At 42.1% G+C, this 9,389-nt stretch carries 6 protein-coding genes; 3 read left to right on the top strand and 3 right to left on the bottom strand.

Annotated features, from left to right (window positions below; all coding sequences use genetic code 11):
• Positions 1–64 precede the first annotated feature (64 nt).
• A complete protein-coding gene (clpB, locus tag CDG77_RS32110; protein ID WP_094333254.1) occupies positions 65–2,707 on the top strand; it encodes an ATP-dependent chaperone ClpB in 2,643 nt (880 codons plus the stop codon).
• A 108-nt stretch (positions 2,708–2,815) separates the two neighbouring features.
• On the opposite strand, the gene CDG77_RS32105 is transcribed toward clpB, so the two are convergent.
• From CDG77_RS32105 to CDG77_RS32095, 3 genes are all read right to left on the bottom strand, one after another.
• On the bottom strand, positions 2,816–3,034 hold the full coding sequence (locus tag CDG77_RS32105; RefSeq protein ID WP_094333253.1) for a hypothetical protein: 219 nt from the start codon (positions 3,032–3,034) through the stop codon (positions 2,816–2,818).
• Positions 3,035–3,102: 68 nt separating this feature from the next.
• Positions 3,103–5,022 (bottom strand): tetratricopeptide repeat protein, encoded by a 1,920-nt coding sequence (locus CDG77_RS32100; protein WP_094333252.1) that lies wholly within the window; start codon positions 5,020–5,022, stop codon positions 3,103–3,105.
• The gene (locus CDG77_RS32095; RefSeq protein ID WP_094333251.1) at positions 5,019–6,347 is read right to left on the bottom strand and encodes an AAA family ATPase; all 1,329 of its coding nucleotides are present in this window, start codon (positions 6,345–6,347) and stop codon (positions 5,019–5,021) included. The genes CDG77_RS32100 and CDG77_RS32095 overlap by 4 nt, the downstream gene beginning before the upstream one ends.
• A gap of 141 nt (positions 6,348–6,488) precedes the next feature.
• On the opposite strand from CDG77_RS32095, the gene CDG77_RS32090 reads away from it, so the two are divergent.
• On the top strand, positions 6,489–7,127 hold the full coding sequence (locus CDG77_RS32090) for a class I SAM-dependent methyltransferase (RefSeq protein WP_094333250.1): 639 nt from the start codon (positions 6,489–6,491) through the stop codon (positions 7,125–7,127).
• A 257-nt stretch (positions 7,128–7,384) separates the two neighbouring features.
• Positions 7,385–9,373, top strand: a complete 1,989-nt coding sequence (gene htpG, locus CDG77_RS32085; protein ID WP_094333249.1) for a molecular chaperone HtpG — start codon at positions 7,385–7,387, stop codon at positions 9,371–9,373.
• Positions 9,374–9,389: the final 16 nt, after the last annotated feature.

Raw genomic sequence — 9,389 nt, 5'->3', positions numbered from 1 at the left:
CCCCAATCCCCAATCCCCAGCACCCAATCCCTAAACTAAAAATCAAAAGTCTAAAATTCTAAAGATGCAACCTACAGATCCGAATAAATTTACTGATAAAGCCTGGGAAGCAATTGTTAAATCTCAGGATATAGTCCGTGCTTATCAACAACAGCAACTAGATGTTGAACATTTAATTATTGCCCTGTTAGAAGAACCCACCAGTCTAGCAATACGTATTCTGGCTCGATCTGAGGTCGATCCAATCCGCTTTCAACAGCAGCTAGAAGCCTTTCTCCAACGTCAGCCCAAAGTTGGTAAAAGCGATCAGCTTTATCTTAGCCGTAGTTTAGATGTTTTACTAGACCAAGCCGAGGAAGCTAGAGTCAGGATGAAAGACTCTTACATTTCTGTAGAACACATACTCTTAGCCTTTGCTGAAGACGATCGCATTGGCCGAAAGATCCTCAAAAGCTTTAGTGTGGACGCAGCTAAACTAGAAGCTACTATCAAACTCGTTCGCGGTAGCCAAAAGGTAACAGATCAAACGCCAGAATCCCGTTATGAAGCTTTACAAAAATTTGGCAGAGATTTGACAGAACAGGCAAAAGCTGGAAAACTCGACCCAGTAATTGGGCGAGATGACGAAATTCGGCGGGTAATTCAAGTATTATCTCGTCGGAGCAAAAATAACCCGGTATTGATTGGTGAACCTGGTGTAGGTAAAACTGCGATCGCCGAAGCTTTAGCACAACGGATGGTAAATGGTGACGTTCCCGAATCTCTGAAAAACCGCCAACTCATTTCTTTAGACATCGGTAGTTTAATTGCTGGGGCAAAATTGCGAGGAGAATTTGAAGAACGCCTGAAAGCTGTCCTCAAAGAAGTTATGGACTCTAACGGTCAAATTGTCCTGTTTATCGACGAACTACATACCGTAGTCGGTACAGGTTCCAGCCAACAAGGGGCAATGGATGCCGGAAATCTGCTCAAACCAATGCTGGCGCGGGGAGAACTGCGTTGCATTGGCGCTACTACCCTCGACGAGTTCCGCAAACACATTGAGAAAGATGCTGCTTTAGAACGCCGCTTTCAGCAAGTATTTGTCGATCAGCCAAGTGTGGAAAATACTATTTCCATTCTGCGCGGGTTGAAAGAACGCTATGAAGTGCATCACAATGTCAAAATTTCTGATTCGGCTTTGGTAGCAGCAGCAACACTGTCAGCGCGTTATATTAGCGATCGCTTTTTGCCAGATAAAGCCATCGATTTGGTGGATGAAGCCGCAGCCCAGTTAAAAATGGAGATTACCTCCAAACCAGCAGAATTGGAAACCATCGATCGCCGCCTCATGCAGTTAGAAATGGAAAAGCTGTCATTAGCTGGCGAAGAAAAGGGTACTCCCCAAACAAAAGAACGTTTGCAGCGAATTGAGCAAGAAATCGCCAATTTGACCGAAAAACAGCAAGTATTTAATGAGCAATGGCAAGGTGAAAAGCAGATATTAGAGGCGATAAGCGCCTTAAAGAAAGAAGAAGATGCGCTGCGAGTGCAAATTGAACAGGCGGAACGTGCTTATGATTTAAATAAAGCTGCCCAACTGAAGTATGGCAAATTGGAAGGAGTGCAACACGAGCGCGAAGCCAAAGAAGCAAGCCTTTTAGAAATTCAAAACCAAGGTTCGACGTTGCTGCGAGAACAAGTCACCGAAGCTGATATTGCGGAAATCGTCGCCAAGTGGACAGGAATTCCCGTCAATCGCTTATTGGAATCAGAACGGCAAAAATTGCTGCAATTAGAAAGTCATTTACATCAACGAGTCATAGGGCAAGAAGAGGCTGTAGAAGCTGTATCAGCAGCGATTCGCCGTGCCCGTGCGGGGATGAAAGACCCGTCGCGTCCCATTGGTTCATTTTTGTTCATGGGCCCCACCGGAGTGGGCAAAACCGAACTCGCCCGTGCTTTAGCTCAGTTTCTCTTTGATTCTGATGATGCCTTGGTGCGCTTGGATATGTCTGAGTATATGGAAAAACACTCAGTTTCTCGCTTAGTGGGTGCGCCTCCAGGATACGTAGGTTATGAAGAAGGCGGCCAGCTTTCCGAAGCGGTTCGCCGCCGTCCTTACTCAGTGGTGCTGCTAGATGAAGTTGAAAAGGCGCACCCCGATGTGTTCAATATTTTGTTGCAGGTGTTAGATGATGGAAGAGTTACTGACTCTCAAGGAAGGACAGTAGATTTTCGTAACACCGTTATTGTGATGACCAGTAACATTGGTAGCGAACATATCTTGGATGTATCTGGTGATGATTCCAAGTATGAAATGATGCAGGTTAGGGTAATGGAAGCTTTGCGATCGCATTTCCGCCCAGAATTTCTCACCCGCCTTGATGATATTATTCTCTTCCATGCCCTCAGCCGCACGGAACTGCGGCATATCATCCGTATTCAACTCAAGCGAGTAGAAAATCTCCTGCGCGAGCAAAAAATCTTCTTTGAGATATCCCAAGCAGCTTGCGATCACCTTGTCGAATCAGGCTATGACCCTGTTTATGGTGCGCGTCCACTCAAACGCGCAATTCAGAGGGAAGTAGAAAACCCCCTCGCCACCAAGTTATTGGAAAATACTTTTATCTCTGGAGACACGATTATCATTGACAAAAATGAGAACGGTCTGTCTTTTAGCAAAAAAGTGCCAGTGAAGGTGTCAGTACCACAGATTGCTACGTAGTCGGATAAGGTGATTAGAATTCGCGGCTGTACAGATAAAACCCACGAAGGTGGGTTTATTTTTTTTAGTGCGCGTACTGCTTTACAGAAGCCGCAGACTATTCAAAACTCACCTGCTTGAGTCGTCATAAAGTCCTTCGTCTTCTGGTGCGTAGCCATTCAAAAAAGCGTTATGGTTGCGCGTGCTTTTGAGTTCTTCCGCTTTTTGTTGAATGGTGATTACCCAGCGTCCTGTAGTTATATTTTTCAATATTGATTCTGGGAGATTTAATTTCTCCCCTAGTTTTAGTTCAATTTCATAAGTCAGAGTAGTCAATTGATTTTGCATAACTCTTAGTTAGAATTTTCATAATGTTAGTGTAATTATATATAAACACTAATGATAAGGTCGCTTAATCAACGTCTAAATCCAATCAAGCTCAAGAAACTTATACAAAGTTGAACTAACTTTTTTAACCTCAATTTTTGCTGAAACCAACTGATAATGCGTTTTTTCTGTTTATCAAGCAGAACATTCGCAAAATCTGGATTAATTTCAATAGCCTTGCTAATATTGTTATTTCCTTCTCTCCAACGACCTAATTTAATTAATGCACTCCCTCGAGTGTACCAAGCTTGGTGGTCATCAGGTTTAAATTTGAGTACTTGATCGTAGGATGCGATCGCTTCTTCATACCGTCCTAAATTCATTAATACATTGCCCCGATTGCTCCAAGCTTGGTGGTAATCTGGTTTAAATTTCAGTGCTTGGTCGTAGGATGCGATCTCTTCTTTATACCGTTTTAAATTGCCTAGCGTATAGCCCCGATTGTACCAAGCTTGGTGGTCATCAGGTTTAAATTTTAGTGCTTGGTCGTAGGATACGATCTCTTCTTCATACCGTCCTAAATTTCTTAATGCAATACCCCGATTACTCCAAGCTACATAATTATCTGCTTGAATTTTAAGTACTTCGTCAAAAGAAATGATTGCTTCTTCATAGCGTTGTAGATTATCACATAGAACAACACCTCTGTTGTTCCAGGCTTCGTAATAATTAGAGTTAATTTTAAGTGCTTGGTCGTCGGATGCGATTGCTTCTTCATACTGTCCTAAATTCCTTAATGCAATACCCCGGTTACTCCAAGCGTGGTAGTCATTTGGTTGAAATTCCAGTGCTTGATCAAAGGATGCGATCGCTTCTTCATTACGTCCTAAATCCTTGAGCGCAATGCCTCGATTATGCCATATTGTGTGATTATCTGGTTTAATTTGCAGTGCTTGGTCATTAGATGCCAGCGCTTCCTCATAGCGTTCTAAAATCCATAACACATTGCCTCTGCTCTCCCAGGCTTTGTCGTCATCTGGTTTAATGTGCAGTGCTTGGTCATAAGACACCAGCGCTTCCTCATAGCGTCCCGAATTATTTAGTGCAATGCTTCGGTTGTACCAGCCTTTTTCGTCATCTGGTTTAATTTTCAATGCTTGGTCGAAGGATGCGATCGCTTCTTCAAAGCGTTGTAGGTAATCACATAATACAGCACCTCGGTAGATCCAAGTTTTGTAGTGATCGGGTTGAATTTTCAGAGCTTGGTCGTAGGATGCGATCGCTTGTTCATATTCCTTAGCAGCGAATAGTAAATTTCCCAATTTAAATAGTAAACTTGCCTGACTATTATCTGGCTTATGTTTTTCGGTCAGCAAGTCTTGAATTTCTATAATTTTCTCAATTTTTTGTTCGTGGCTGAGTTTTAAATATTCCTTATAGTCTCCTTCCAACAGCAGACGATTTGATTCTTGTTCTATAACTTCTGGTGTTGTCGGTAATTCAAACACCCCAGAACGCCAATCAAAGAAATCTGGGGCACGATGAATAAAATAGTTTATCGAAAATGAACGCAAAAGAAAAACAAAGCTAATGGGAAAATCATCTCTAAAACGTTCTCGCTGTTGGTTTAAGTGATTTAAAATATGCGGAACACTGGTTAAATTACTAAATTGTCCTTCGGTAATTTCGCCAAAACTTCTTTTTTCATACTTGTATAAAGAATATTCCAGACCTTTAATCAATAAAATATCAACTTGCTTGTCTTTAACAAACTCTGCGACTGGCTGATATAAATTATCAATCGCTTCAAATAACGGCAAAACTGCAATATTTTTCTGCGGAATCTCCTGGGGAAGTTTGACAATAAACTTGTCTGCTTCCCCAGGCGTACATTGGACAAAAAACAAACCAAATCCTGATTTACGCTTCAGTGCGCGAAGCAAGTCTTGATAAGCTTCTTCTGGTTCTGGAGGTAAATCATCATCCCAATCACTTAAATTTTGGTTCATGAAAGTTTCGCTACGGCTTCTTTAAATTCTGGAATTCCTTGAATCAATGGATGAATATCATACCAACGCTGCATCTCTCCATCATCATCCAAATAGCGGTATTCTAAAAGACAGCGATTATACATCAAACTGCGATACAAATCATCATTAATAATACGCTTAGAACAAGACACTTCCGCTAACAAACACCATTGATGATTTTCCACAGCGCGGCGATAAGTATCTCTGGCTTGAGTAATTGCTCGTCGCACGGCCTTTTCTGAAACAGGTAACTCTTCAGTGCGTCCAATGGCATCTTGAGTTAACAATAGCAAATTCCTCACATGACCTCCACTCATTAAACAGAGTCTGTCTAAGGTTTGGGGACTGTCGAAAATTTCTGTTTCTAGTGATAGTTCGGGTGCAATTTGCCGGACTCGCTTGTTAATTACTTCCTTAACTTTCTTGAGTCCTGGCTGATAAACTTCGCCCTTGAGAGTGTTTACCATAATCATCGGCAAAATTTGGGGGTCGCCATAGATATCTCTGAGGTCTGTTGCCCTGGTAGAATAAACCATTGAAATGGGGACAGTGTAAATCAAATGGCAATCTAAAGCTTGGAGTTGTTCGCTACGGTCTAAAAAGACTTCTTCATAGTTGGTGCGGCCTTCGCCGTCTTTGACTAACACCATCCGGTCTAAGTTATCGACAATTACCGCCAGTTTATTGTAGCCATTAGGTAAGTGCTGTTTTGCATCCACCAGAAACTCATTTAACACCTGAATTAAAGTGACGGTGTGAGGATCGATTTTTTGGCGAATCTTCTGGCGTAATTCAGGAACAGCCCTTAAATTTGCGGTCAACTTGGCGAATTGAGTTAGCTGTGCTTCTACTCCCAGACTCTCAAATTCTATGGGAGTCTGCGCCAAATCTTTTAAATCTTCCCAACGACCTTTCAACCAGTCGAGTATAGGACGAGGACTAGCAATTTCTTTTAAATCTTTGAGCAAACGGCGAGTACAGGCGAGGAGAATATCTGTATATTGGGCATCTTCAGAATCGATATCTTCTTCATCAGCCGCAAAATACACAACATAAAATTCCCGATTTTCTAAATATTTCTTTAACCTGAGTAATTCTGTAGACTTCCCCGCCCCCCGGTGGCCAGAATACAATTGACAAGTATTTGTATCTGCTAATCGCATCCGATTTCCCAATTCTTGCTCAATATCCGCATCACCGCGCACATCCTGACAATCTACATATTTTGGATCGCCTGCGGGTAAGGGTTCAAAGGGATTAAAGGCATTGTAGAGTTTTGCGAGTAAGTCAGTACTAGTAACCATAGGTAAAAAATATTGCAATGTTGTTCATAATAATGGAGATTATAGAGAATAAGGTGCTGTTATTTTCGCTGTTTTTCGGGGAATCCTGTAGTTGTATACCCACTATATTTGTCAGTCCATCAGATTAGGTAGGCATTGTTTATGCAACTTATCACTTCGTTAGATATTAGAAATTCGGAATATTTATCAAAAAATCGGCTCATCAGTTATCACCACCAGCTGCGTCTAATTTTTTCGCTGGGTAATCAGGTAAAAAATGTTCTGGAAATTGGGATTTTTAATTCTCTGTTAACAGACATCTTGAAGAACAATGGATACAATGTCACTACTGCTGATGTCGATCCCAACCTGAAGCCAGAAATAATTTTGGATTTGACTACAGATTTTACATTACCGAAAGAGAAATTTGATGCGATCGTCCTGTTTCAAGTGCTGGAACACTTTCCTTACGTCCAGTCAGAAGAAGCACTGAAAAAACTCGCACAAGCAACAAAGAAATTTTTGGTGATTTCGATTCCTTATTGCACTCAATACTTGTCATTTCAGATCAAAACCTCTTTCTCAGGTAGGCCAAGGCATTTATTATTCAATGTGCCCAAATTCTGGAGTACAACGCCAGTATGTGACGAGCATTACTGGGAAATGGGTTTGAAAGGATATCCCAAAGAGCGGATTTTAAACTCTGTTGCTAATGCTGGGTTAACTGTGAAGCAAGAATTTATCGATCCTACTTACCCGTATCACTATTTTTTGGTGTTGGAAAAAACTAACAATATTTAGGCGAATGTCTCAACTAGGCTAATTAACCTACGTTGAAATTCGGGAGTAGGGAAATCCGAATCAGAGAATGGGGGCAAACAATGCTTAAAAAAGGTGCGTAGGCGCAGCCCGTCGTAGACATCGCCTAAGCTATGCTTTTAAAATCCTAATTGGTATCATGTTCTCTTGTGTTCTCCGGGTTTATCCTGGAAAGCGGGGGGATAGGCTGTATTAGCCGCTATCATCATTTCAGATACTAACATCGAAAATTACCAATTATGCTAGAACAAGGCACTATCAGTATTCATACTGATAATATTTTCCCGATCATTAAGAAGTCGCTCTACTCAGATCACCAAATCTTCTTGCGGGAACTGGTATCCAACGCTGTAGATGCCATCCAAAAGCTGAAAATGGTATCCCGCGCCGGAGATTACGCTGGAGACATCGGCGAACCGGAAATTGAACTTGCCATTGACAAAGATAACAAAACCCTATCCATCTCCGATAACGGTATCGGGATGACCGCAGATGAAGTTAAGAAATATATCAATCAGGTTGCCTTCTCTAGTGCTGAAGAATTTATTCATAAATATGAAGGCAAATCAGATCAACCCATAATTGGCCACTTCGGTCTTGGTTTCTACTCTTCGTTCATGGTGGCGCAAAAGGTAGAAATTGACACCCTTTCCTACCAAGAAGGAGCGCAGGCAGTTCACTGGAGTTGCGATGGTTCCCCAGCTTTCACCCTAGAAGATTCGTCCCGAACAACTCGCGGCACTACTATTACTCTCAGCCTCCAAGGAGAAGAGGAGGAATTTCTAGAGTCTGCACGAATTAAGAATCTTGTCAAGACTTATTGCGACTTCTTACCAGTACCAATAAAACTAGAAGGTGAGGTATTAAATAAGCAAAAAGCACCGTGGCGAGAGTCTCCGAGTAATCTCAGTCAAGAAGATTATTTAGAGTTTTACCGCTATCTGTATCCTTTTCAGGAAGAACCTCTGTTATGGGTACATTTAAATACTGACTATCCCTTTATCATCAACGGGATTTTGTATTTCCCCAAAATGAGGCCGGATGTAGATGTTACCAAAGGGCAGATCAAGCTATTTTGCAATCAAGTTTTTGTCAGTGACAACTGCGAAGAAATTATCCCGCAATTTTTGATGCCGATGCGGGGTGTGATTGATAGTACCGATATTCCGCTAAACGTATCGCGGAGTGCTTTGCAAGGCGATCGCACCGTGAAGCGAATTGGTGACTACATTGCCAAAAAAGTAGGCGATCGCCTCAAAGAACTTTTCCGCGATAACCGCGAACAATACATCAGTGCTTGGAAGGATCTTGGTACTTTTGTCAAATTCGGCGTTCTCAACGACGATAAATTCAAAAAGCAAATTGAAGATATTATCGTTTTCCGTACCACCGCCAAGCTGACAGAAAAAGTTGCTGCTGAAACTCCAGTGGTTGAAGTCCAATCTTCAGACGGCGATGCTTGGCAAGATGTGACTCCTTCACCCAGTGCTGAGAACTCAACACCCAGCGCTCCTTACACCACACTGAAAGAGTATTTAGAACGCAACAAAGAACGCAACGAAAACCGGGTTTTCTACAGCACAGATGAAACAACTCAATCTACTTACATAGAACTGCACAAAAATCAAGGCTTGGAAGTCCTATTTATGGACTCCTTCATCGACACCCACTTTATCAACTTCCTAGAGCGGGAATATCAGGATGTCAAGTTTACGCGGGTAGACTCAGATTTAGATAATACTCTGCTGGAACAAGATAAAGATAAGGAAATTGTCGATCCTAACACGAACAAAACCCGCAGTGAGACGATTAAAGAGTTATTTGAGAAATCGCTCAACAAACCCAAACTCAACATCCGTACCGAAGCATTGAAATCAGACGATCCTCAAGGTACACCACCTGCGATCGTGCTTTTACCAGAGATTCTTCGCCGCATGCGAGAAATGAACGCCATGATGCAGCAGGGGACAGCAGAGTTTCCCGAAGATCACATTTTGCTAGTGAATACTGCTCATCCGTTAATTCAAAATCTGGCAAATCTGAACCAAGGTAGTATTATCCAAGGTGACGGTCAATCGTCTACCGATCAGTTAGTGAACTTGATTTGCCAACACGTCTACGATTTAGCGCTGATGTCTCAGAAAGGCTTTGATGCTGAGGGAATGAAATCCTTCGTAGAGCGATCGAATGAGGTACTCACCAAGCTGACGGAACAAGCTAGTAAATAGGGGGAAGGGGGAAGGG

It is taken from the genome of Nostoc sp. 'Peltigera membranacea cyanobiont' 213, assembly GCF_002245975.1.
Taxonomy (GTDB): Bacteria; Cyanobacteriota; Cyanobacteriia; order Cyanobacteriales; family Nostocaceae; genus Nostoc.
Note: the sequence above shows the minus strand (reverse complement) of the source record. Positions and strands in the feature narration are given on the sequence as shown.